The sequence below is a fragment of the Aquirhabdus sp. genome, assembly GCF_046462495.1.
Lineage (GTDB): Bacteria > Pseudomonadota > Gammaproteobacteria > Pseudomonadales > Moraxellaceae > Aquirhabdus.
In genome coordinates this window covers 93,769-115,715 of record NZ_JBKGVE010000009.1, presented here as the reverse complement: position 1 = coordinate 115,715, position 21,947 = coordinate 93,769, and the positions used below count along the sequence as shown (strand labels likewise).

Sequence of the window (21,947 nt, the reverse complement as noted above, 5' to 3'; positions counted from 1 at the left end):
GATATGGACTATCAATACAACACCTTACATACCGCATTGGATCAAGGCGTTTTAACACTCACTTTAAATCGTCCTGAAGAAATGAACTCTTTCACAGTTGAGATGGCGAATGAGTTAATCGACTTTTTCACACATGTGAATGATGATGATGAGGTTGGCGCTGTTATTGTGACGGGCTCAGGACGTGCTTTTTGTGCGGGTATGGATCTAACGCGTGAAGGCAATGTCTTTGGTTTGGATGAATCCCTACAGCCTAGTCTACAAGAAGTACAGCAACGCGGTGAAGACCCTATGATTAAGGACGGCGTACGCGATACGGGTGGGCGAGTGGTACTGTCTATTTATGACTGTAAAAAACCAGTCATTGCGGCAATCAATGGTGCGGCCGTTGGGGTCGGGGTGACCATGACCTTGGCCATGGATATCCGCTTAGCATCAGAGAAAGCGAAAATTGGTTTTGTTTTTGGAAAACTAGGGATTTGTTCTGAAGCATGCTCAAGCTGGTTCTTACCGCGTATTGTTGGTATTCAGCAAGCTTTAGAGTGGGTTTATACAGCCGATATCTTTGGTGCTCAAGAGGCATTGGCCGGACGCTTGGTTAAAGCAGTGTATCCCGCTGATCAATTGTTGGTTGAGGCTCAAGCTCTGGCACGTCGTATGGTTTTTGGGAAATCTCAAATTGCGACCGCACTTGTACGTCAGATGATGTATCGAAATAGCGCGGCACCTCATCCGCGTGATGCACATAACGTGGATTCATTAGCCATGTTTTACAGCAGTATCGGTGATGGAAAAGAAGGTGTAGCAGCGTTTCTGGAGAAACGCGAAACACAATTTATAGGTAAGGCTTCAGCGATGCCGTCATTTTACCCATGGTGGGAGTAGTAGAATGTGACCAAGAATGGTTATCCATCCTTGGTCACCAACCTAATTAGCTGGTTTTCTTGACCACTTTTTTCTTTGTTTTCTTCTTAGTCACTTTAGTGGCTGTTGTTGCAACTGCAGCAGTAGTCGCTGCTGCAACCGGGGCTGCAATTTGTGCAGGAGCTGGAACAGGTGTTACGGTTGCTGAACCTGGGCAGTTTTTGTACTTTTGATAAACCTTGATCTCTGCCGTTTGTTCGTTCATTTTTTCAAGATTTTTGATCTCAATATCTAATGCATTGCTATTTGCATTAGGATCACCCTTCATATTTTGATAAAGCTTGGCATATTCACCCGTCTTACCACCACGCTGGGCAAGTAACAATGCCCCGATGTCAGCAGCTGCACTGGCTTGGCTTTTTTGCTGACCTTGTTCCTGTTTTACAGTCGCAAGTAAGTCGGTAGCATTAGCTTTGGTTTTATTGATTGCATTATTGGTTCGTGTTGAAGCCAACTCTAACCCTAAACAATCCATGCCTTTGAGATCATTATCAGAATACACTACAGGTTGAGTCGTCAGGCTTGTATTTGCCGTTGCAGCTCCGCCTAGACCTAATGCACCAGCATACTGTCCAAGGCCACCGCTATTAGATGACGATGTCTGATTTGCTGCACCTTGTTGTCCACCGAATGCACCAGCAATTTGCCCAATTTGATTGTAGGTTCCGCTGTTGTTGCCGCCTTGAGCACCCATTGCTGTTGCAACTTGTCCAATGGCATTAATGGTTTCAGTATTATCTGCAAATACTGGAGCCGTTATTGCACATAGACCAGCAAGCAGCGTCATACGAGTCATGTGGAGAGTATTTGATTTGAAAATCATAGTGAGTGCGCCCATGTGATCATCCATATTATTGAGTAATGAAAAATATTTATAAACTTGCGAACTAAGATAACGTATTAATGCTTCAATAATTTAAAAAAAATCTATTGAATTCATTTAAACAGAATAGCCATAAACAATAAAAAAATCATGACTTTTACAGTCATGATTCAATTGATATTTTGTAATGAGATATATTTATGACTTATAACGGGAAAAACTCAGAGTTAGACCAGTTTAAAGTCATCACCTAGATAAACTTGACGAACCAGTTCATTGGATAAGACTTCTTCTGGGGAACCCTCAGCAATCACTGCGCCTTCACTAACGATATATGCTTTTTCGCAAATCGCAAGTGTGTCCCGTACGTTATGGTCAGTAATAAGCACACCGATGCCACGGCACTTTAGGCCTTGTATAATCTTTTTAATGTCGGCAACCGAAATAGGGTCAACCCCTGCAAAAGGCTCATCCAACAAAATAAATGTCGGATCTAGCGCCAAAGCCCGCGCAATTTCTGCACGTCGACGTTCACCACCCGAAACGCTCATGCCCAGTGAATTGCGGATATGCGTAATGTGAAACTCTTCCAGAAGAGCCTCTAAACGTTCTTTACGCTGGGCTTTACTCAATTCATCACGGGTTTCCAGTACTGCCATGATGTTGTCAGCAATTGAAAGCTTGCGAAAAATTGAAGGTTCCTGCGGCAGGTAGCCAATACCCCGCCTAGCGCGTTCATGCATGGCTAAAGAAGATAAATCTTTATCATCGAGGAAGATGCGTCCGCGATCCATTTGCACGAGACCGACCAGCATATAGAAGCTGGTTGTTTTGCCTGCGCCATTCGGCCCCAAAAGCCCAACAATTTGACCACTCGTCAGCTGAAAAGAGACATCACGCACGACCTGACGTTTATCATAGCTTTTAGCGAGATTTTCAATCGTTAATACTTTATGCACGATTGCTGATGCAGGCTGCTTTGTTTCAACTTCGGAGGGCATGATTAAAACCTATAGTAAAACTGCGTCTAGTAATGAAAACATTATCAAAGGTTATTTACATACCTTTATAATTTATAACAACTTTTTTTGGTTCGCAAAATAAGATTAATCGATCCTATTTAGACTTTACACTGGAGCTGCTTCTTGTTGCACTGGGCGGAATAACCATTTCAACACGTTGTTGTGTATTACCATTTCCTTCAATGTCTCCCTGTGTCATACCATAACGAAGCGTATTACCATGAAAGCTCGAACCGTCTTGGGTAATCTTGGCATTTCCTGTTAATGTAATTTGTGATGATTTAGCATCATAAAAAACTTGATCACCTTCACCATAGGCAACCCCTTTATCGGGGTTAATTTTTTGTTGAAACTTTGCTGGTTTACCAGTCGCTGTCGCATCTTTAATTGAGTTTTTCGCATCAAGGTTTAACAGAATGTTATCTGCCTGTAGACGCAACGTCCCTTGGGTGATAATGACATTACCGGTATAAACCGTAGTTCCTTTTTGCTGATTATAGATCGCATGATCAGCTTCAATATGTACGGGTTGATCACGATCACTATCAAGTGCATATACAGTTTGGCTAGCTGCCATAAATACCAATACGCTTGCAGTTGTCAGTAATAAATGAGGCATCACTGACTGAACTTCAGATACAAATCTACGGACGGGGAGCTGCATAAATTCCTCTTAATTTGAAAAATTCGTATTGACCTATATTGAGGTCAGCGCGAACGCCTTGTGAGACGAGATTAGATTGGGCACTTTTTATCGTGACGACTTGATCCGTATCAACTTGCTTGGTCTTTGGGTAACCATTCATGACCGTGGTATACAAATCAGTAGGTGCTTTACCGTCTTGTGCTAATTGTTGCACATGTACATTACCCGTGAGTACGACTTTGTCATTATTTTGAAAGCTCACCCCTTTATCTGCATTTAAGGTGGTTTGTGGTAAGCCGCCTTTATACCAAGTTGACGTAATCTGATCGAGTTCCATACGATCACCATCTGGATAGTGTCGTAAAGCATCGGCTTGTAATTGATTCTGTATTTGACCTTGTTCATCAGTTTGGCGTGCATTGATGGTACTGGCTGAAAAGTCAATGTCAGAATGCGTCGCCACTTGTTTTTGTACTTTTTCGCGATTTAATGAATAAAAAAGTACCGCAGCAGCCATAAAAACCAATGCAATCAAGTAAAGAATTCGAGTACTCATGATTTACTCTTAGCGAGTGAATGCTTGGAAGTATGATGGATCGCAAATGAGCGTGTGTAGTGCGTCAGTAAATCGTCGTAATGACCTTGGGCCTGTAGTAGTAGATCACAAACTTCACGCACGGCTCCTTGACCACCTCGATTTTGTGTCACGAAATGCGCACGTTTGCGGACTTCGGCATGTGCATTGGGAGCAGTTAAAGCTAAACCGACTAAACCGAGTGCCGTTAAATCGGGCCAATCATCACCCATATAGGCCGTCTCAAGCAAATCAATATTAAGGTCTTGGCAAAGTGTGCGTAACGCAACGCCTTTATCTTCTCGGCCTTGAATAATATGGGTAATGCCTAATGCTTGCATACGATTTTGGACAATATTGCTCGAACGCCCAGTGATAACGCCAACAATGATGCCCGCATCCTGAATACATTTGATTCCGAAGCCGTCCTGAACATCAAAAGATTTAAGTTCTTCACCACTATTGGTGAACGTTAAACGCCCATCGCTAAAAATGCCATCGACATCAAGGACAAACAAACGAATTTGTTTGGCGCGCTCTTGTACACTATACGATGCCATTTACATTACCCCAGCTTGCAGCAAATCATGCATATTGAGTGCACCAACCAGTTGGTGATCATCACCGAGCACAAGGATACTGTTAATTTTGCGCTTCTCCATAATAGCAAGCGCTTCGGCGGCAAGAATTTGGGCAGTTACGGTAATGGGTTTTTTGGTCATGAGTTTTTCGATCGGTTGATCTAATAAATCATGAGACAATGCGGACTGCTTGAGCACACGGCGTAAATCGCCGTCAGTGAATAATCCGAGTAGGTGCTTAGAGGTCTCATCAACAACCGCAGTCATTCCCAACCCTTTCTTGGTCATCTCTAGCAGGGAGTCGGCAAGGGAAGTTCCTGTCGTCACCATGGGGATCATATCGCCGTGATGCATAATATCTGAGACGCGTGTTAACAGTCGGCGTCCTAATGCACCGCCCGGATGAGATAGTGCAAAATCATCCGCAGTAAAGCCACGAATATCAAGAAGCGCAACAGCCAGTGCATCACCCAAAACTAAAGCCGTGGTCGTACTGGATGTCGGTGCAAGACCGAGCGGGCACGCCTCATTGCTTTCACCAGAGGTTAACGCAATGTCGGCCAAACGTGCCATGGTCGATTTTTGATTACGTGTGATCGTAATCAAAGTGATCTGATGACGTTTCACAACCGGGAGTAGCGTTAAAATCTCTGTGCTTTCACCTGAATTCGAAATGGCTATTAAGACATCATTTTTAGTTAACATGCCGAGATCGCCATGGCTCGCTTCGCCCGGATGCATAAAAAATGCAGGCGTTCCCGTCGATGCAAATGTTGCGGCGATTTTTCGTGCGATATGACCGGACTTGCCCATGCCAGTCACGACGACTTTACCCGTGCATGCTAATAGAACATGACAGGCTTTTTCAAAGCGCTCATCTAATTCGCCCTTTAGAACATCAATCGCGTGTTGTTCTGTTGCAATCGTTGCAAATGCAGAATCCAATAAACTTTTAGGTGCTGGTTTTAATGTAATAGGCATTGGGTTAACCGAGTTCACAAACAAGTTCCAGATGATTGATATAGATATACGCCATTATGGCAAAAACAGTGCTGTGCACGCAAAGTGATTCTACAGTCATTTACGTAGCGCTTATACTTTAATTGTCAACGTGTTCATACTTTTAATAAAGCGGGGATTTGTTAGCTTTATTTCTAGATGCCATCATCATGGCAAATCATACTGTTTTACACGTGCCTTCATACTTTAAGATATGTTACTTTATTACAAGAGCGTTTATTGAAAGCCTCCATCTTTCTTGTTTGCCCTCTGTTTTTTTCTTTTTATTCTTTTAAGGATGTTTCATGACCACCGCAACTGCTCAGCCCTTAACCTCGTTAGTTCTCCATAACTCAGAAACACGGCGCAAAGAAGTATTTGTGCCACGTGTTTCAGGCGAGGTTGGGTTGTATGTGTGCGGCATGACCGTTTATGACTATTGCCATATTGGCCACGCTCGCGTTATGGTCTCTTTTGATTACATGGTGCGTTTCTTGCGTACACAAGGATGGCGAGTCAAATACGTGCGTAACATTACTGATATTGATGACAAAATCATTGCACGTGCAAATGAAAACAATGAATCCATTCAATCATTAACAACTCGTTTCATTGACGCAATGAATGAGGACGCCGATCGCTTAGGTTGCGCACGCCCTGATCAATCGCCACTTGCAACGGAATATATTGACGAAATGCAGGGCATGATTAGTACCTTAATTAAAAAAGATCATGCTTATGCTGTTGACGGTGGGGATGTCTATTACGCAGTCAATTCGTTCCCACGTTATGGTCGTTTATCTGGTCGCGTGCAAGAGGACCTGCAAGCTGGCGCCCGTGTAGATGTCGATAGCGATAAGAAAAATCCTGCTGATTTTGTCCTTTGGAAAGCAGCGAAACCCCATGAGCCTTCTTGGCAATCCCCATGGGGAATTGGACGCCCAGGCTGGCACATTGAGTGCTCGGCCATGTCGACTTGTAATTTGGGAAATCATTTTGATATTCATGGGGGTGGTGGAGACCTACTGTTTCCTCACCATGAAAATGAAATTGCACAGAGTGAAGGGGCAACGGGCGAAACTTATGTCAACACGTGGCTACACGTGGGCTTTGTTAATGTTGATGGTGAAAAAATGTCGAAGTCATTAGGCAACTTTTTCACTATTCGCGACGTTATGCAGCAGTTTGCACCAGAGGTTATTCGTTACTTTATTGTTGGGAGCCACTACCGTAGTCCACTCAACTTCTCTGACAGTGCATTGAAGGACGCGAAGCAAGCTCTTTCACGCTTTTACCAAACATTAAAATCGGTTGAAGAGTTACATGTATCAAAAGTAAAATTACATGAAACTTATGATAAAGTTATTAGTAACACTTTAAAGCGTTTTAATGCTGCGATGAATGATGACTTTAATACACCTGAAGCTTTGGCGGTATTGTTTGAATTAACGCGTGAAATCAATAGAGTACTACGACTTGAAATCATCGAAGAGCGTGCGCAAGCGTTACCGCTAACGAAGCATCTACGTGATCTGGCTGGGATCCTCGGGTTGTTAAATAGCAATCCGATAGAATTCTTACAAGGTGAAGCGGATGCTGGGCAAGGTCTCACGAGTGAACAAATTGAGCAGCAAATTGAAGCACGACAAGCAGCAAAAGCTGCGCGCGACTTTGCAAAGGCTGACCAGATTCGCAAAGAGCTATTAGATGCAGGTGTGGTTTTAGAAGACGGTAAAGGGGGGACGACGACCTGGCGCCGTGGTGAATAAGCGTCAATCATTCCGAGTAGGCGACATTCAGAGTAGTGTCGTCTACTGGGTATAAATCTTTAGATATTTAAAAATAAGAAGTAATCATCATGAATGAATCGGTGAGTCAAAGCAAAGTAGAAGCAGGTCAGGCTGTTTATTCAAAATATACGCTCATGGCTTACGATGCATTTGTTTTGGGATTTTCTAATCGATATCTTTGGCGATGTCCAACTGCACACATTGAAGAGCTCTACAGAAAGTACATCACTTCAAATCACTTAGATATTGGTGTTGGGACCGGGTATTTTCTTGATCATAGCCAGTTCGGAATACCACCTCGCATAGCATTGATGGATCTCAATTCACAAACTTTAGCATTCTGTTCAAAGCGAATTGCACGATATGCCCCTGAAATTTATCAACGCAATGTGCTGGAAACCATAGAAATAGATGCTAAGCCATTTGATTCGATCGCCATAAACTATCTGCTTCATTGTTTGCCAGGCAATATTGCATCCAAAGCAGTCGTATTCGATTACATCAAGCCGCTTCTGAAGCCTGAAGGAGTCGTTTTTGGCTCCACAATTCTTCAAGGTGATCTGCCGCGTAACTGGGGTGCAAAAAAACTAATGGCTTTCTATAATAAAAAGCGCATTTTTTCAAATCAACATGATCAACTTAATGATCTAAAACAAGCATTAAACGATCGTTTTTCGAACGTCTCAGTACAAGTCGAAGGATGTGTTGCCTTATTTTCGGCAAAAAAACATCAATAAAAAGAGCCAAAAAGGCTCTTTTTACATCCATATTGCGTAGCTCTAATCATGCATTAAGAAAAAATCTTGCGTTGGATCGCATAGCCATTACAGGAATAATCACGATCAATGTCTGCTTTTAGCTGCGGATGGCTGATATCGCTATACGACATATGCCATGAGGCAATAAGCTGATTTTCGATATCTGTTTGAGTCCCACGAGTGTAGGCAGCTGTATACTTTAAAACAATACGCAATACCGGCTGATCTAGCGCCTCAGAAGAAATGCATACACCATTCGGTCGCATAGACAGATGCTTTTTAGATGACGGATTAAGTTCAAAGCGATAAGCTTTTCGTTCAACATATTTCTGCTGCACATGACTCATGGAATCGGGTACCAAAAAGCTAAAATCAACATATTGTAGATAACCTTGCGCAGCTAAAAGCTCAATATCATGGCAATATTGCTCGATTTTCTTATCCGTCAATTGATACATTTCACGAATACCCTGTTGATTTACAATTGATTTTATATCACAAACCATACGCTGTACGATATATTGTACATCCTGAGCTGGATATGCCTTATCAACCACATTTTCGGCCTGAATCGTTTTCATCTTTCGACGAGCATTGATGCTCAGGCGTAGTGCCTGCCAACGACTTTGTTCTTTTCTGGATTCAGCAAATGGTGTATGAATATCGTGTACATAAGTATTCGTTTGTGGTTGTGTATAGGCATGACTACTGTATTGATTAAAGCCTTGGCCGAACGAGCGGGTTGAATGCTCTAGCATCATGTTCCATTTTTCATCATGAAAAACGGCAGTTTGAGTGTGCTTGTTCATAACATTGCCTCTTTAAATCATCGTTGATTAATGGATTGAAGCTAGCGCATGTAGCTAACGTTTTTGTAAGATACATCTAACTATTTTATCTGTCAACTAGTGACATACACATATGTTCGGGTGTATCTTATGCATAACAGCTAACACCTTTATATTTTAGAAATTTTATTTTTTATGGAGAGTTGAAAATGTCTTTAGGTTCAAAGCTAAATGAGCTACGCTCCAAAAAAGGGGAGTCTTTGCAGCAAGCAGCTGATAGCTTGGGCATTACCAAGACCCATATTTGGGAGCTTGAAAAAGGTAAAAGTGCTAACCCTACAGCCGAATTGCTCAAAAAATTGGCGGACTACTATAAAGTAACCGTTGATTTTCTAATTGATCCTAATCAATCGGAGCCTGGGTTGAATGATGAGGCGATGGTGTTCTATCGCGATTTGAAATCGCTTGACCAGAAGGATCAAGAAGTGATACTTAATGTGATGAAAACATTACGTGGAAAGGGGTAACGGTGACGAGTGCATTAACGCTGGATTTGATGGAGCTGGATGATAAGAAAACACCATCCGATGTGGTGAATGAGATTCTCAAGCAGAATCCCAGTTTGTCTTACCCATTTCCACTTGAAGCGTTTGCGACACTCGCCGGAATCGAATCTATCAGCGAACTCACCACGGATGGTTTTGAGGGGATGTTAATTACCAACCCCGAGAAATCACGTGGTGCGATCATGATTAAAGCTGGAACGTCGTATCGCAGAAGACGTTTTACTATTGCACATGAATTAGGACACTATTTACTACCATGGCATAGGCAAGAAAGCTTTCGCTGTAAATCCTCTGATATTAAAGACAATACAGAAAATCGTACGACGTCTACTCCCCATAGTTTAATGACGATAGAGATCGAAGCCAATAATTTTGCCTCTGAGCTTCTCATGCCTCAGTCCGAATTTAAGCGTATCTTGAATGAATATGGAACACCAGAACTTATAGACATCTCCGATCTAAGTGATTTTTTTGATGTAAGTTTTGAGGCTGTTATTCATCGTTATAAAGTACTTACTGACTACCCACTTGCATTTGTTTTCTCACATCAAAATATGGTGCGTTATTGGGTCAAAAGTGGGGTTATGCCGTTCTCTCTAAAAGTAAGAAAAGATCAGCCGCTACCGCTTCGCTCACCCAGTAGACAAGCGGGTGAATACATTTCTGATTGGGAAGCAATCCCTGCGCATATCTGGCTTGAACCTCATAATGAATTTGATTTCCCCAATAAAATTTTAGAACAAACCATTTATCAATCCGCAGGTTACAAAGTCACAATGCTCTATGTAGAAAGTCTAGCCGGACTTGAGAAAGATAATGATATCGAGCCTGATGAACCACAATACACCATCGAACCATACTACGATTAAAACCACTTAATCATTCAATATAATTCATTTAAAATCTATATCACACACGATCCCGCTAAATCACGCCAGACTTTTAGACATAGTTGTGGCATAATATGCGGTCGTGAAAAACACGTATCAAATATTTACCAACCATATATCAATAACGCGGGAGCAATGCCATGCGCTTTGTCGATGAAGCAGTGATTTATGTCGAAGCAGGCGCGGGCGGCAATGGCGTAGCCAGCTTTCGACGTGAGAAATATATTCCCTTTGGCGGCCCAGACGGCGGTGATGGTGGAAAAGGCGGCGATATCATTATTGAAGCCGATGTAGACGCCAATACCTTGGTTGACTATCGTTATACCCGTAAATTTCGTGCTAATCGCGGTAATAATGGCCGCGGTGCAAACTGCTCGGGTCGTGGTGCTGATGATGTCATTCTTAAGGTACCCGTTGGAACAACGGTCGTTGATGTCGCTACTGGTGATGTGATCGGTGATTTGACCCAAGGCGGTGATCGCTTGCTGGTCGCAGCGGGTGGTGGTGGTGGATTAGGAAATACTCATTTTAAGACCTCAACAAATCGCGCTCCACGTAAAGCATTGCCTGGATTTGCCGGTGAAGCACGTGATATCCGCTTGGAACTTAAAGTTATTGCTGATGTTGGACTTTTGGGCTTGCCCAATGCCGGCAAATCAACGTTTATCCGTGCTGTGAGTGCGGCGAAACCTAAGGTTGCTGATTATCCATTTACCACGCTGGTTCCAAACCTCGGTGTGGTCGATGCGGATCGCTATCGTTCATTTGTGATGGCTGATATCCCTGGACTCATTGAGGGCGCTGCTGAAGGCGCCGGACTAGGAATTCGCTTTTTGAAGCATTTAGCCCGCACTCGAATCTTGCTGCATCTTATTGATGTACAACCCGTTGATCAATCTGATCCTGCCCATAATGCCAAAGTCATTATCGATGAGTTGGCTCGATTCTCTCCAGCACTTGCTGAGCTTCCTATGGTTCTGGTCTTGAATAAACTCGATCAAGTTCCAGAAGAAGAGCACAATGCGATTTGTACTCATATCGTCGCAGAATTAGGCTGGACTGGACCTGTATTCCGTACTTCAGGCCTCACGGGTGAAGGAACAAAATCTGTGGTCTATTACTTGATGGACCAAATTGATCTTGAACGTGAACGTGAAGCTGAAGAACCTGACTTTGCGGAAGCCCAGCGCCAACGTCGCCAACGTCTTGAACAGGAAACCCGTGAAAATGCGATCGCTCAACGTGACGCACTGCGTGCGGCACGACGTGCTGAACGTGAAGCTGCTGGCGAAGACGATGATGACGATTGGAATGAAGATGACTATGATGTTGAATATGAATATGTTCGCTAATTCATTTTAGCTGCTGCCATAGGGAAGGTAATGAGTCATTATCTTCCCTATTTTTTTTGAAAAAAATGGACTTCACATTGCAAGGTTAGGACAGAGCATCGAGAATCCCCTATAATTCCTCGCTGCACAACTCCGCAATGAGTACTGCGTTTTATAAAGCATCACATTTAGAGTCATACATGAAAAAGCGTCAACTTGCCTGTAAACGTATCGTCGTCAAGATTGGTTCTGCCTTACTAACCGCCAATGGCCATGGGTTGGATCATCAAGCGATTGCAAGCTGGGCCAAGCAGTTGGCAATCCTACACGCACAAGGCTGTGAAGTCATCCTGGTATCTTCAGGGGCTGTTGCCGAAGGCATGGTCCGTATGAAACTGTCAGGACGTCCTGATAATTTACCAGCATTACAAGCTTGTGCAGCAATTGGGCAAATGGGCTTAGTCGAAGCTTGGTCGTCTGCATTACTCGATCATGATATCCAGACTGCGCAAGTCTTGCTTACACATGATGATTTGTCAGATCGCCAACGTTATCTTAATGGCGGCAACACTTTACGTCAGCTTATCGACTGGCGTGTGATTCCTGTGATTAATGAAAATGACACTGTAGCGACTGACGAAATTCGATTTGGTGATAATGACACGCTAGGGGCATTAGTCGCAGCGTTGGTTGGTGCTGATTTACTCATCATTTTAACGGATCAACAAGGCATGTTTGATCGTGATCCACGTAAAGACAGTAACGCGACATTACTTTCCAGCGTGCGAGCTATGGATGAAACCTTATTTGAAATGGCCGGTGGGGGCGGTGTACTCGGTCGCGGCGGGATGGTCACTAAAGTCCGTGCAGCGCGTTTGGCCGCTAAATCTGGTTGCCCAACACTTATTGCCAGCGGTCAAGCCGAGCAAGTTTTATTGCGTCTCATTGATGGTGAAGAGTTAGGCACATTGCTCACGCCTGATGCAGACCGTCTAACTGCACGTAAGCAGTGGCTTGCCGCACATTTACAAACCGCAGGGCGTTTAATTTTGGATGATGGCGCGATACGTGCCTTAAAGGTTGATAAACGAAGCCTATTACCTGTCGGTGTACAAGCTGTAGAGGGAGTGTTTGAGCGTGGTGATGTGGTGGAATGCGTCAGCCAACAAGGGCAGCGCATAGCTGTTGGAATCGTAAACTTTGACTCAGCCTCAGCCGCGCTTGTTGCACGGCAGCCATCTTCAAAAATTACCGCACTATTGGGTGAACAGAATTCGATTGAAATGATTCATCGCGATCAGATGGCTGTTTTCTGATTACAGAAAACAGTTTACTCATCGTCATTATCGCTTAATTTCTCAGATGAGAAGCGTAGTCTTTTCCCGACAGTAACGCAGTGAAGGTAACGACCATTCACTCGGCTTGCATACCAATTTGTGTTGTAATCGCGACTTAGCTTAGGCCCAGAAATAACCACCTGAGGCATGATGGCGTAAGGGGCGGCTTTATTGAATTCGTTGAGATAGATTTCATTTATTTTTTTATACGTTTCGGTTTCTTCAAGATTTTTTTCTTTTTCTTTCAATAAATCACCACGAATATTTGCTGCTGATAATCCCAAATTATTTTCACGAGCAATCATTGCAATCTGGATCTCGGTATTAGAGCGCTGGGATAACGCATTCTCATCTTTATCATAAGACAGAAGATCACCATCATAGGCAAGCGGGATATCCGATAACTTGCTGATTACCTGCTGAAAAGCAGCATTTCGGCTAGAGTACATCCCCGAATTATAATCTGCAAAGCGATAGATCGGCTTATCATAAGCTGCCTCATAATCCATAAGCCTTAATATGCCGTAATACATACCGCCATATTGGGTATACATTTCATCACGGATATCATCGGTCTTTTTTGAATTGTGAGGATGGCTAAATGCAAAATTTACATGGACTTGCATCGATCCCAAGGTCTTAATCGGGTTCAAATACTCTTTCATATCATGCCCAGAAATCAAGCTTGCAGCGCCTGTTAATAAGGAAAGGTTGTAGTGATCTCGAAAATAATCGAACATTTCTCTATATAACAGATCTAAATCTCTCTCCGTTTTGATTTTATCGATTTGCATCATGAAATTTTCGTCAGGCGCAGGCTTACTCTTCAGCATCGCCTTGAACTTATCAACACCGGTATCCCCTAATTTGTCCTGAATACGCTCAAACAGTGCCTTTTTAGCATCTTGCGACAGACCAACAACTGCTGGGTCAGCATGAAAATTGGATTCTTGGTCGACAATTGCCACAATACTGCAAATATTTTCAAGCGTATGAGGGACTTTTGCTTCATCCATAATGGCCAGCATGTCCTTGGCCCATCCTTTGCGATCTTTGACGCGCGCAGGAATCAGGCGAACCACTTTGTCACTCTCTGCAAAGCGTGTGATCGGTTCTTCCTCATTTTTTTTGTCACAACTGGCGATCGTTAACGACGCTATTACAGCAAGGACTACAGGTAACTTGGATAGATGAAGTACGGATTGGCGATTTGAGTGTAGATTTTTTTTTGACATTTATGACCTCATAATCCGTATGAATACAGGCCGATAAGACAGCCATTATTTAGCATTTGCAGTGGGATTCTGCATCACTTGAGTATGTCATACATTATGGAAAATTATTTTTCAAGCCAAGATATTATTTGTTAGCATTGCACTGCGACTAATCATTGTAGAGCCTTTTCGCAACGACAATATACACCTCAAAACGAATTTAACGGTCATGTACAGATCGTATCTTAGGCTCATAAAAAGCCCACTTTAGATAGTGGGCTTTTTCACTTACTCGACATCAGTCGGCGGGGCAGTAGGGTATGTGTGTTCAGGAACATGAGAAACTTTAGACTTCTTGCTAGGCTTCATCTTTTTATAAGCGACGACGCCTAATGTTGCTAAAGCAGCGATATAGAGAGGTTTCATAATTGACTCCTTGTGCCATGAGTGCTTAGTAATTAAGCCCCTTTAATTTTAGACCCTTTATGGCATAGATTAAGGTTTACTCAAGGAAGTCGTACAGATCTTTACCAAGAGGGTTACATCAACATGTTTGAGTATCAAGAAGTGCTTAGAGATGTAAATTGCAGATGGTGCCGGAAATAGGAATCGAACCTACGACCTTCTCATTACGAATGAGCTGCTCTACCGACTGAGCTATACCGGCTAAAAAAGCAAGAAATCATACTGAAAAAGTTTTTTTGTAGCAAGGCTTACAAGCGTAGGTTTCTTATAAAATACTCCCTATACTCGATCTATTATAGAATCATCCTAAGACACACGCTATGCCTCTTTGGCAGTTATAGATTTTGAAAAATGGAACTGTGATCTACCATGAATTTACCCGAATCCCTCATTGCGCGTTTAGAACAGCTCGTTGAACAGGCTCATCGCGTCCTACCGCCATTACCGACGCCTCCCGATTTCGATGCACCTGCATTTATTTGGCAAAACAAAAGCTTAATTTCTGTTTACTCTAAACAGCCTGTAGCTTTAAGTGATTTACTTGGGATTGAACGTCAAAAACAGCGCATCATCCAAAATACACAACAATTTCTGGCAGGTTTCCCTGCCAATGATGTACTGCTAACCGGAGCTCGGGGAACAGGGAAGTCATCCTTGATTCGTGGTCTTTTAACGGACTATCAGCAGCAAGGTTTACGTGTCATTGAAGTCGCACGCGACGATTTAGCACACCTATCGCAAATTCGTTCGATGATCAGCGGGCGGCCAGAGAAGTTTATTGTCTATTGTGATGATTTGGCATTTAACGCCGAAGATGAGAACTATAGAGCGCTCAAAAGTGCTCTTGATGGCTCGGTTCAATCCAATTCAGGCAATGTACTGATTTATGCAACCAGCAATCGCCGCCACTTGCTACCCGAGTTTATGCATGAGAACCAACCCTTAACACGTACAGATGCTGCATTCCAAGGCGAAATTCATCCGCAGGAATCGGTGGAGGAGAAGGTGTCTTTATCGGATCGTTTTGGCTTATGGTTAGCATTTCATCCGATGGATCAAGATACCTATTTGGATATCGTGACCCATTGGCTTAATAAACAGAACATTCCACTGGATGAAATTGCGCGCGCTGAAGCTTTAAAATGGTCACTGGCACGAGGGCAGCGTTCTGGCCGTGCAGCCGCCCAATTTGCACGACATTGGTCAGGTTTAAAGTTACTTGAGAATAGCCAGTTAAAGTAATAAAGACGAGACGAACTCCTCCTAACAAAGAGGAGTTCGTTTGAGGCTAAAACTCCAATTATTTAAATAGCTAGCTCATCATAAGAAGTGCAGGTTCGATTCCTATTTCCGGCACCATGCTCATTTACATCATGAAAATATTAAATCTTTGGTCTACTATCCCACATACTTTGCGCCAGATGCATTGCATCTTCCATGGTTTGTGCTTTCTGAAGTGCCACGAGCGCTAAAGCGAGCGTTCCAACCACAGCTTTTTCACCATAGGCATGCTGTTCTTTTCCTTTCCATACCGCGATAAAATGATCCAAATCGAAACTCTCTTCAACATCACTGCGTGCCTCATTCAGCATATCCCATTCTGTTTCATAACTAATAGCATCCTTGATGCCTAGTACCAAGGTACGTGCATCAGGATTACGCTCAAACTCACCCCCTTCACCCTTAATGACAGCAGCATTGGCATATCCTAAGCGGAGTGCGGTTTGTTGATGTGAAACCCGATATGCAGGGTGAAAAATGGATTGCAAAGTCACAGGGGCATTGAAAGGGTTGATAAGCCGAGCCAGCGTATGTACAGGTGAACGCAAACCCATCACATTACGCAGTTCAATCAACTCCCCAAGTTTGGGAGAAAATACTGACAATGGTAGATAGGCAAAATGATATTGATCAAGTGCCGCCTGAACTTCATCGGCAGATTGGCAAACAGGGAAACCTAGCACTGGAAGCACGTTTTCTGTATAGAGGCGGTTGATCGTGTGACCTGCTGCACCGTGCATAAAGACACGGATACCAGATTGCGCCAGAGTCAATGCTGCTAATAAGAACCAAGGATAATGCTTACGCTTACCCGCATAGCTTGACCAATCTAAATCGACGGAAAGGGCAGGGAGATTTAAACGTTCACGTGTTGCCGTCACAAATCCTGCAAGTTCATCTACGGATTCCTCTTTAACGCGTAGCAGCATTAAAAATGCACCTAACTGCACATCCAAGACTTGGTCATCTAGAATTTGACCAAAGGCGTCCGTTGCCTCTTCAAACGTGAGTGAGCGGCTTCCACGCTTTCCTTTGCCTAATATACGGACATATTGAGCAAAGGGATGCTCAACATCCTTGTATTGATTGGGTTGTGGACGAGGTCTTGGGGTATTCATGAATTGTTTCCAAAAGTGACTAAAACTGAGCTTTACCGCCGATTAAATAACATTAATCATTGGCAAATTGTGTAATCCAGTTTTGCATTAATTTATCAGTCCATCATAGCGTGGCTTTAGCTTATAATCAGTGTTTTGTTGCATGTGATTTTTAATTTTCTCTTGCACCTTTTTTCAAAATACATCGTAAGGACGTCCTATGCTGGCTCATGATTCAGATCTTGAACTCTTCCGTGATAATTTCCGTCGTTTCATGCTCGATAACATCGAACCCTATTATGCAGCATGGGAAAAAGCTGGCATTATGCCGCGTGAAGTCTGGAGCCAACTGGGTGAAAACGGCTATCTGTGCGTAGACATGCCTGAAGAGTACGGTGGTTATGGCGTACCGACAAATTACTCCTTGATGCTTGTTGAAGAGGCCGCACGTGCTGGGTACGGCGCATTGTCTACAGCGATCTCTGTACATTCTGAAATTACCGCACCTTATATTTTACATATTGGTACTGAAGCTCAAAAACTGCAATGGATTCCAAAGCTGGTGAGTGGTGAAGCTGTTGGCGCCATTGGCATGACCGAGCCTGGAGCCGGCTCTGATTTGCAAGCCATACGTAGTAGCGCAATTTTGAATGGCGATCACTATGTCTTGAATGGCTCAAAAACCTTTATCTCTAATGGTCAGCATGCTGATTTGGTCATTCTCGCCGCTAAGACAGACCCTGCGGCTCGTGCAAAAGGGGTTTCCTTACTGTTGGTTGATACCCACCTAGAAGGCTTCAAAAAAGGCACAAACTTAGAAAAAATTGGGATGCATAGCCAAGATACTTCAGAGCTGTTTTATGACAACGTCAAAGTTCCTGCAGATCAATTGCTAGGTGCAGCTGGGCAAGGTTTTGCATATTTGATGCAGAACCTACCTCGCGAACGTCTAGGCATTGCTGTTACCGCATTAGGGGCAATATTTGGCTGTATCGATGTAACCGTAAAATACGTCAATGATCGCCAAGCTTTTGGTCAAGCGATTGGTAAATTCCAGAACACCCGCTTTACAATGGCTCAAGCCAAAATTGATGCATTGGCAACCGAAGCTTTCGTTCGTCAAAGCATAGAGCAGTATATGGAATCTAAATTAGATGTACCAACAGCAGCAGCTGTAAAGGCTTATGCTTCTGACGTGCAATGTAAAGTTGCTGATAACTTGCTGCAACTATTTGGTGGATATGGCTATATGACCGAATATCCAATCTCTCGTTTCTATGTCGATGCGCGTATTCAACGTATCTATGGTGGAACCAATGAGATTATGAAAGAAGTGGTTGCACGTGAATTATTAGGTCGATAAGTATATATCTGTATTACCTACAGAACTTTTCTAAAGAAATAAAAAGCCCAGATCATTGATCTGGGCTTTTTTGATTTCAGCAAATTATTTGCTTGGGTCTTGTTTGTCATAACCAATTTCTACACGGCGGTTTTCTGCCCATGCTGCTTCATTATGACCTTCGTTTACTGGTTTCTCTTTACCATAACTAACCACTTCGATTTGACTTGGTTGTGCGCCGTTAGTCACTAAGTACGTTTGTACAGATTTGGCACGACGTTCGCCCAGTGCCAAGTTGTATTCACGCGTACCGCGTTCATCGGTATGACCTGTCAATGTCACATGTGCTGCACTTGAGCTTGCAAGGTATTTTGCATGAGCATTTAATACAGCAAAATCATTTTGAGCAATTTCACTGCTATCCAGTTCAAAGTGAACAACACGACCTAAGAGCGCGCGACGTGCTGCTTCTTCAGGACTGAGTGCTTGACCATTTAAGCCGCCATCAGTACCCAGACCGGAAGTGTTTGCACCATCACCAACAGTCGCAGTCGGTGTACCAGTCGTTTTGGTTGGCTTGGAAGTACAACCTGTGATTGCCAAAGTCGCAAGCAATGCAGATACCGCTAAAATATGAACGTTTTTCATAATCAATTTCCTTCGTTTAAATAGGGGGGAGAGCATCTTTCTACATCATTAAATGACTTAAATAACTGATCGTCTCAATTTCAAGAAACAGGACTCAACTTAAGAACTACATTTTTACCACTAGATATAAAATAACGCTATAAAATCAAAAAATTAAATCTTTACAAATTTCATGCAAACTTCGCTACTTTGTACACTAAATCGATTTTATGAAGATGTGATTAAATATCACATCTTCATCCAAGATTTTAGTTTGAAGGTGCCCAAGCGGCTTCACGAACCTCGCCACTTTGGCTAGGTAGACGCATTCTAAAGCGACCATCGGTTGAGATAATCGACAATAGACCGCGGCCGCCTTCACGTGTTGCATATACAACCATTTGACCATTCGGAGAGAAGCTAGGTGATTCATCCAAAGGTGTTTGAGTCAAAATATTGATAATTCCAGAGTTTAAGTCTTGAATTGCAATTTGATAATTTTGTCCACTTTGGCGATGAACCAATGCCATACTTTGTCCATCACGACTGATACTACCGCGCGCATTGAACGTCCCTTTAAAGGTTAGACGACGAGAAGACCCATCTTCTAAGTTATAACGGTAAATTTGCGGTGTGCCGCCACGATCAGACGTGAAAATAAAGCTTTTACCATCAGGTGCATAGCGTGCTTCGGTATCTATAGCACTATCATTGGTGATTCTACGTAGTTGTTTTGTTGCAAGATTCATCTGATAAATATCAGGCTCGCCATCTTTGGAGCTGGTAAACAACATACTTTGCCCATCAGGTGAAAAACTCGGAGCACCGTTTAGGCCCTTAAACTGTGCAAGGACCTCACGACCACCTGAAGCCAAATCCTGTAAATAAATGGCTGGGCGTCCAGTTTCGAAAGAAACATAAGCAATTTTTTTGCCATCTGGCGTCCATGTCGGTGATAGCAATGGCTCATGGGATGACAATACTGTACGCGGTTGCTGCCCATCGGTATCCGCAACTTGAAGGGTGTAGGTACGCTTACCATTAGCTTTATCCAATAGCACGTAAGCAATACGGCCTGAGAAATCGCCTTTAATACCAGTTAAAGCTTGATAAATTTTATCTGCGATCAAATGTGCTGCTTCACGCATACGATTTGCGGGAACCACGATATTTTCGCCGAGAATTCGGGTCCCTTTTTGGATATCAACCAACTCGTATTGCACATTAAAATTTGCACCGGCTGGATGGACTTGTCCAACGACAACATAAGGGATCTGAGCATTCTGCCAAACAGCCGGGACGATATCCTGGCTTTTGGTCGGTGCTGCTGGCAAGTTAGCGCTACTGGCAAATTTACCTGAACGTTGCAGGTCACTTTGAATAATCGGTTGCAAGGTTGAATCCGATTCAAAGGGTACGATAGCAATCTGTGGTGCTTGATCAGGTGCTTTCACAATTTCAAGTTGCAATTCCGCATGGCTTGCACTTAAAGGAAGCAGGCCAAACATGAGGATTGCAAAAACACCTTTTTTTGTCGACAGTATCTTACTGTGCATTGGTCTTACTCCGGCATATGTATCTGATGAAATATTAAATTGTCTCATTAAGGTGCTCTAAAAGTGATCACCAATGGATTTACTTGTCTAAACGTATCTGAATCATCGGGAACGGGTAATCCGCCATGGCTGCGTAGTGCTTTAATGCTGGTATCAAAGTCATCATTCCCACTTGAAGAAGTAATCACAATACTTGCTATAGAGCCATCAGGTGTCAATGTAATCCGAGCCGTTGCCTTGAGACCCGAACTTGCAGAAGGAACTTTCCAAGCATTTTTAATACGCGACTCAATCTGAGATTTATATTTACCGATACTATTAGCTTTGGCCTGCGCTGCAACTTGACCTTTGAGGTTACTCACTTCAGCATCATCATCACCTAAAGACTGCGTCAGTAGTTTACGTCTCGCTTCAGCGGAGGCCTTCGCAGCATTAGCTTTTTCTTTCGCTTCTTTGGCCGCTTTTTCTTTGGCCTCTTTAGCGTCACTAAATGCCTGTTCTTTCGCAGCTTTTTCTTTTTCAAGCTTGGCCGCTTTTTCTTGTGCTGCTTTGGCGTCTTTATTCGCATTCTCTTTCAATTGTTTGGCGTTTTCAGCTGCTTCTTTTGCTGCTTGCTTCTTCGCCAATTCTGCATCGGTTTTTTGCTGGGCAAGTTTTTCAGCATGAGCGCGCGCTTTTTCATCTGCCTTTAATTGAGCTTTCTTGGCTTCTTCTTGTTGAGCTAAAGCCTTCAAACGTTCTGCTTTAAGTTTTTCAGCTTTTTGCTCAGCTTGCTTAAGCGCATAAGCTTGCTCAATCTCAGCTTGTTTAGCTGCTGCCTTAGCTGCGGCTTGCTTTTCCTGTAAAACTTTTTCTTGAGCTTGAGTACGTTCAATTTGCTTTTGTCGGTGCTCAGCGGCTAAAGCTTCAGCTTTTTGGGCAGCTACTGCTGCGGCTGCAACTTCGATAGCCCGTTTCTCTGCGCGAGCTGTTTCTGCTTTCGCTTCTTCGCGTTGCGCTTTTAATTGCTCACGTTGTTCTGCTGCCTTTGCTGTCGCGTTAGATGGAGCAGGAGTAGAGGTCTGCTCCGGTGTAGCCGGTGCATTACTGTCAGTTTTTGGCGCTGATATCATCACTGCTTTGATATGCTTTGGCTCAGGTAGAGGCACCAGATTTCGCCCGAACCAAATGAATGCTGCAAGCACAACGATATGCAGCACGACAGTAAAGACGAGAGGACCACTTGCAGAATTACTATCCTGCGTCATCCCATGTCGTTGTCTTTCAGGCGTTACGTTAATTGAATTCACAGTTTTGTTATCAACATAAATTAAGTCTAAGCAATCTTGCGTGGCAT

General features: G+C 43.3%; 22 protein-coding genes and 1 tRNA gene. 9 read left to right on the top strand and 14 right to left on the bottom strand.

What is annotated here, in order from left to right; all coding sequences use genetic code 11:
* Positions 1-3 precede the first annotated feature (3 nt).
* Entirely contained in the window at positions 4-885 is an 882-nt protein-coding gene (locus ACLHG7_RS11285; RefSeq protein ID WP_410211120.1) for a crotonase/enoyl-CoA hydratase family protein, read from the top strand.
* A 46-nt stretch (positions 886-931) separates the two neighbouring features.
* On the opposite strand, the gene ACLHG7_RS11280 is transcribed toward ACLHG7_RS11285, so the two are convergent.
* The 6 genes from ACLHG7_RS11280 to ACLHG7_RS11255 all read right to left on the bottom strand — a co-directional run bounded on the left by ACLHG7_RS11280 (position 932) and on the right by ACLHG7_RS11255 (position 5,551).
* Positions 932-1,762: a hypothetical protein gene (locus ACLHG7_RS11280; protein ID WP_410211119.1), complete on the bottom strand. Its 831-nt coding sequence runs from the start codon at positions 1,760-1,762 to the stop codon at positions 932-934.
* A gap of 212 nt (positions 1,763-1,974) precedes the next feature.
* Positions 1,975-2,748: an LPS export ABC transporter ATP-binding protein gene (lptB, locus tag ACLHG7_RS11275; protein ID WP_410211118.1), complete on the bottom strand. Its 774-nt coding sequence runs from the start codon at positions 2,746-2,748 to the stop codon at positions 1,975-1,977.
* Between the two features lie 115 nt (positions 2,749-2,863).
* Positions 2,864-3,433 carry a lipopolysaccharide transport periplasmic protein LptA gene (lptA, locus tag ACLHG7_RS11270; RefSeq protein ID WP_410211117.1) on the bottom strand — a complete coding sequence of 190 codons (570 nt, stop codon included), beginning with the start codon at positions 3,431-3,433 and terminating at the stop codon, positions 2,864-2,866.
* Positions 3,414-3,971 carry an LPS export ABC transporter periplasmic protein LptC gene (gene lptC / locus ACLHG7_RS11265; protein WP_410211116.1) on the bottom strand — a complete coding sequence of 186 codons (558 nt, stop codon included), beginning with the start codon at positions 3,969-3,971 and terminating at the stop codon, positions 3,414-3,416. The genes lptA and lptC overlap by 20 nt, the downstream gene beginning before the upstream one ends.
* Positions 3,968-4,549, bottom strand: a complete 582-nt coding sequence (kdsC, locus tag ACLHG7_RS11260) for a 3-deoxy-manno-octulosonate-8-phosphatase KdsC (protein WP_410211115.1) — start codon at positions 4,547-4,549, stop codon at positions 3,968-3,970. Before kdsC ends, lptC begins: the two co-directional genes overlap by 4 nt.
* Positions 4,550-5,551: a KpsF/GutQ family sugar-phosphate isomerase gene (locus tag ACLHG7_RS11255; RefSeq protein ID WP_410211247.1), complete on the bottom strand. Its 1,002-nt coding sequence runs from the start codon at positions 5,549-5,551 to the stop codon at positions 4,550-4,552.
* Between the two features lie 323 nt (positions 5,552-5,874).
* Between ACLHG7_RS11255 and cysS the strand changes: the two genes are divergently transcribed.
* A complete protein-coding gene (gene cysS, locus ACLHG7_RS11250) occupies positions 5,875-7,338 on the top strand; it encodes a cysteine--tRNA ligase (protein WP_410211114.1) in 1,464 nt (487 codons plus the stop codon).
* Positions 7,339-7,427: 89 nt separating this feature from the next.
* Positions 7,428-8,096, top strand: a complete 669-nt coding sequence (locus ACLHG7_RS11245) for a class I SAM-dependent methyltransferase (protein WP_410211113.1) — start codon at positions 7,428-7,430, stop codon at positions 8,094-8,096.
* A 53-nt stretch (positions 8,097-8,149) separates the two neighbouring features.
* Here ACLHG7_RS11245 and ACLHG7_RS11240 read toward each other — a convergent pair whose 3' ends face one another.
* A complete protein-coding gene (locus ACLHG7_RS11240) occupies positions 8,150-8,926 on the bottom strand; it encodes a hypothetical protein (RefSeq protein WP_410211112.1) in 777 nt (258 codons plus the stop codon).
* 188 nt (positions 8,927-9,114) lie between these two features.
* Between ACLHG7_RS11240 and ACLHG7_RS11235 the strand changes: the two genes are divergently transcribed.
* The 4 genes from ACLHG7_RS11235 to proB all read left to right on the top strand — a co-directional run bounded on the left by ACLHG7_RS11235 (position 9,115) and on the right by proB (position 13,008).
* Positions 9,115-9,432 (top strand): helix-turn-helix domain-containing protein, encoded by a 318-nt coding sequence (locus ACLHG7_RS11235; RefSeq protein ID WP_410211111.1) that lies wholly within the window; start codon positions 9,115-9,117, stop codon positions 9,430-9,432.
* 2 nt (positions 9,433-9,434) lie between these two features.
* Positions 9,435-10,340, top strand: coding sequence for an ImmA/IrrE family metallo-endopeptidase (locus ACLHG7_RS11230; RefSeq protein WP_410211110.1), 906 nt, complete (start codon positions 9,435-9,437; stop codon positions 10,338-10,340).
* Between the two features lie 161 nt (positions 10,341-10,501).
* Positions 10,502-11,713: an Obg family GTPase CgtA gene (cgtA, locus tag ACLHG7_RS11225; protein ID WP_410211109.1), complete on the top strand. Its 1,212-nt coding sequence runs from the start codon at positions 10,502-10,504 to the stop codon at positions 11,711-11,713.
* Positions 11,714-11,892: 179 nt separating this feature from the next.
* Positions 11,893-13,008: a glutamate 5-kinase gene (proB, locus tag ACLHG7_RS11220; protein ID WP_410211108.1), complete on the top strand. Its 1,116-nt coding sequence runs from the start codon at positions 11,893-11,895 to the stop codon at positions 13,006-13,008.
* Between the two features lie 14 nt (positions 13,009-13,022).
* Here proB and ACLHG7_RS11215 read toward each other — a convergent pair whose 3' ends face one another.
* The 3 genes from ACLHG7_RS11215 to ACLHG7_RS11205 form a co-directional block, all read right to left on the bottom strand.
* The gene (locus ACLHG7_RS11215) at positions 13,023-14,264 is read right to left on the bottom strand and encodes a DUF1615 family protein (protein WP_410211107.1); all 1,242 of its coding nucleotides are present in this window, start codon (positions 14,262-14,264) and stop codon (positions 13,023-13,025) included.
* A gap of 267 nt (positions 14,265-14,531) precedes the next feature.
* Positions 14,532-14,669, bottom strand: coding sequence for a hypothetical protein (locus tag ACLHG7_RS11210; RefSeq protein ID WP_162818114.1), 138 nt, complete (start codon positions 14,667-14,669; stop codon positions 14,532-14,534).
* A 165-nt stretch (positions 14,670-14,834) separates the two neighbouring features.
* Positions 14,835-14,910 (bottom strand) — tRNA-Thr (locus tag ACLHG7_RS11205).
* A gap of 167 nt (positions 14,911-15,077) precedes the next feature.
* Between ACLHG7_RS11205 and ACLHG7_RS11200 the strand changes: the two genes are divergently transcribed.
* Entirely contained in the window at positions 15,078-15,950 is an 873-nt protein-coding gene (locus ACLHG7_RS11200; protein ID WP_410211106.1) for an ATP-binding protein, read from the top strand.
* A 140-nt stretch (positions 15,951-16,090) separates the two neighbouring features.
* On the opposite strand, the gene ACLHG7_RS11195 is transcribed toward ACLHG7_RS11200, so the two are convergent.
* Complete coding sequence (locus tag ACLHG7_RS11195; protein WP_410211105.1) at positions 16,091-17,107, bottom strand: glycosyl transferase family protein; 1,017 nt, start codon at positions 17,105-17,107, stop codon at positions 16,091-16,093.
* A gap of 199 nt (positions 17,108-17,306) precedes the next feature.
* On the opposite strand from ACLHG7_RS11195, the gene ACLHG7_RS11190 reads away from it, so the two are divergent.
* On the top strand, positions 17,307-18,449 hold the full coding sequence (locus ACLHG7_RS11190; RefSeq protein ID WP_410211104.1) for an acyl-CoA dehydrogenase family protein: 1,143 nt from the start codon (positions 17,307-17,309) through the stop codon (positions 18,447-18,449).
* An 84-nt stretch (positions 18,450-18,533) separates the two neighbouring features.
* Here ACLHG7_RS11190 and pal read toward each other — a convergent pair whose 3' ends face one another.
* The 3 genes from pal to tolA form a co-directional block, all read right to left on the bottom strand.
* On the bottom strand, positions 18,534-19,076 hold the full coding sequence (gene pal / locus ACLHG7_RS11185; protein WP_410211103.1) for a peptidoglycan-associated lipoprotein Pal: 543 nt from the start codon (positions 19,074-19,076) through the stop codon (positions 18,534-18,536).
* 248 nt (positions 19,077-19,324) lie between these two features.
* Complete coding sequence (tolB, locus tag ACLHG7_RS11180; protein WP_407640796.1) at positions 19,325-20,563, bottom strand: Tol-Pal system beta propeller repeat protein TolB; 1,239 nt, start codon at positions 20,561-20,563, stop codon at positions 19,325-19,327.
* 95 nt (positions 20,564-20,658) lie between these two features.
* Positions 20,659-21,900 (bottom strand): cell envelope integrity protein TolA, encoded by a 1,242-nt coding sequence (tolA, locus tag ACLHG7_RS11175; RefSeq protein ID WP_410211102.1) that lies wholly within the window; start codon positions 21,898-21,900, stop codon positions 20,659-20,661.
* Between the last annotated feature and the right edge of the window lie 47 nt (positions 21,901-21,947).

Coding starts and splice junctions, on each gene's coding strand:
- ACLHG7_RS11285 (WP_410211120.1), top strand. CDS start 4: ATGGACTATCAATACAACACCTTACATACCGCATTGGATCAAGGCGTT.
- ACLHG7_RS11280 (WP_410211119.1), bottom strand. CDS start 1,762: ATGGGCGCACTCACTATGATTTTCAAATCAAATACTCTCCACATGACT.
- lptB (WP_410211118.1), bottom strand. CDS start 2,748: ATGCCCTCCGAAGTTGAAACAAAGCAGCCTGCATCAGCAATCGTGCAT.
- lptA (WP_410211117.1), bottom strand. CDS start 3,433: ATGCAGCTCCCCGTCCGTAGATTTGTATCTGAAGTTCAGTCAGTGATG.
- lptC (WP_410211116.1), bottom strand. CDS start 3,971: ATGAGTACTCGAATTCTTTACTTGATTGCATTGGTTTTTATGGCTGCT.
- kdsC (WP_410211115.1), bottom strand. CDS start 4,549: ATGGCATCGTATAGTGTACAAGAGCGCGCCAAACAAATTCGTTTGTTT.
- ACLHG7_RS11255 (WP_410211247.1), bottom strand. CDS start 5,551: ATGCCTATTACATTAAAACCAGCACCTAAAAGTTTATTGGATTCTGCA.
- cysS (WP_410211114.1), top strand. CDS start 5,875: ATGACCACCGCAACTGCTCAGCCCTTAACCTCGTTAGTTCTCCATAAC.
- ACLHG7_RS11245 (WP_410211113.1), top strand. CDS start 7,428: ATGAATGAATCGGTGAGTCAAAGCAAAGTAGAAGCAGGTCAGGCTGTT.
- ACLHG7_RS11240 (WP_410211112.1), bottom strand. CDS start 8,926: ATGAACAAGCACACTCAAACTGCCGTTTTTCATGATGAAAAATGGAAC.
- ACLHG7_RS11235 (WP_410211111.1), top strand. CDS start 9,115: ATGTCTTTAGGTTCAAAGCTAAATGAGCTACGCTCCAAAAAAGGGGAG.
- cgtA (WP_410211109.1), top strand. CDS start 10,502: ATGCGCTTTGTCGATGAAGCAGTGATTTATGTCGAAGCAGGCGCGGGC.
- proB (WP_410211108.1), top strand. CDS start 11,893: ATGAAAAAGCGTCAACTTGCCTGTAAACGTATCGTCGTCAAGATTGGT.
- ACLHG7_RS11215 (WP_410211107.1), bottom strand. CDS start 14,264: ATGTCAAAAAAAAATCTACACTCAAATCGCCAATCCGTACTTCATCTA.
- ACLHG7_RS11210 (WP_162818114.1), bottom strand. CDS start 14,669: ATGAAACCTCTCTATATCGCTGCTTTAGCAACATTAGGCGTCGTCGCT.
- ACLHG7_RS11200 (WP_410211106.1), top strand. CDS start 15,078: ATGAATTTACCCGAATCCCTCATTGCGCGTTTAGAACAGCTCGTTGAA.
- ACLHG7_RS11195 (WP_410211105.1), bottom strand. CDS start 17,107: ATGAATACCCCAAGACCTCGTCCACAACCCAATCAATACAAGGATGTT.
- ACLHG7_RS11190 (WP_410211104.1), top strand. CDS start 17,307: ATGCTGGCTCATGATTCAGATCTTGAACTCTTCCGTGATAATTTCCGT.
- pal (WP_410211103.1), bottom strand. CDS start 19,076: ATGAAAAACGTTCATATTTTAGCGGTATCTGCATTGCTTGCGACTTTG.
- tolB (WP_407640796.1), bottom strand. CDS start 20,563: ATGTTTGGCCTGCTTCCTTTAAGTGCAAGCCATGCGGAATTGCAACTT.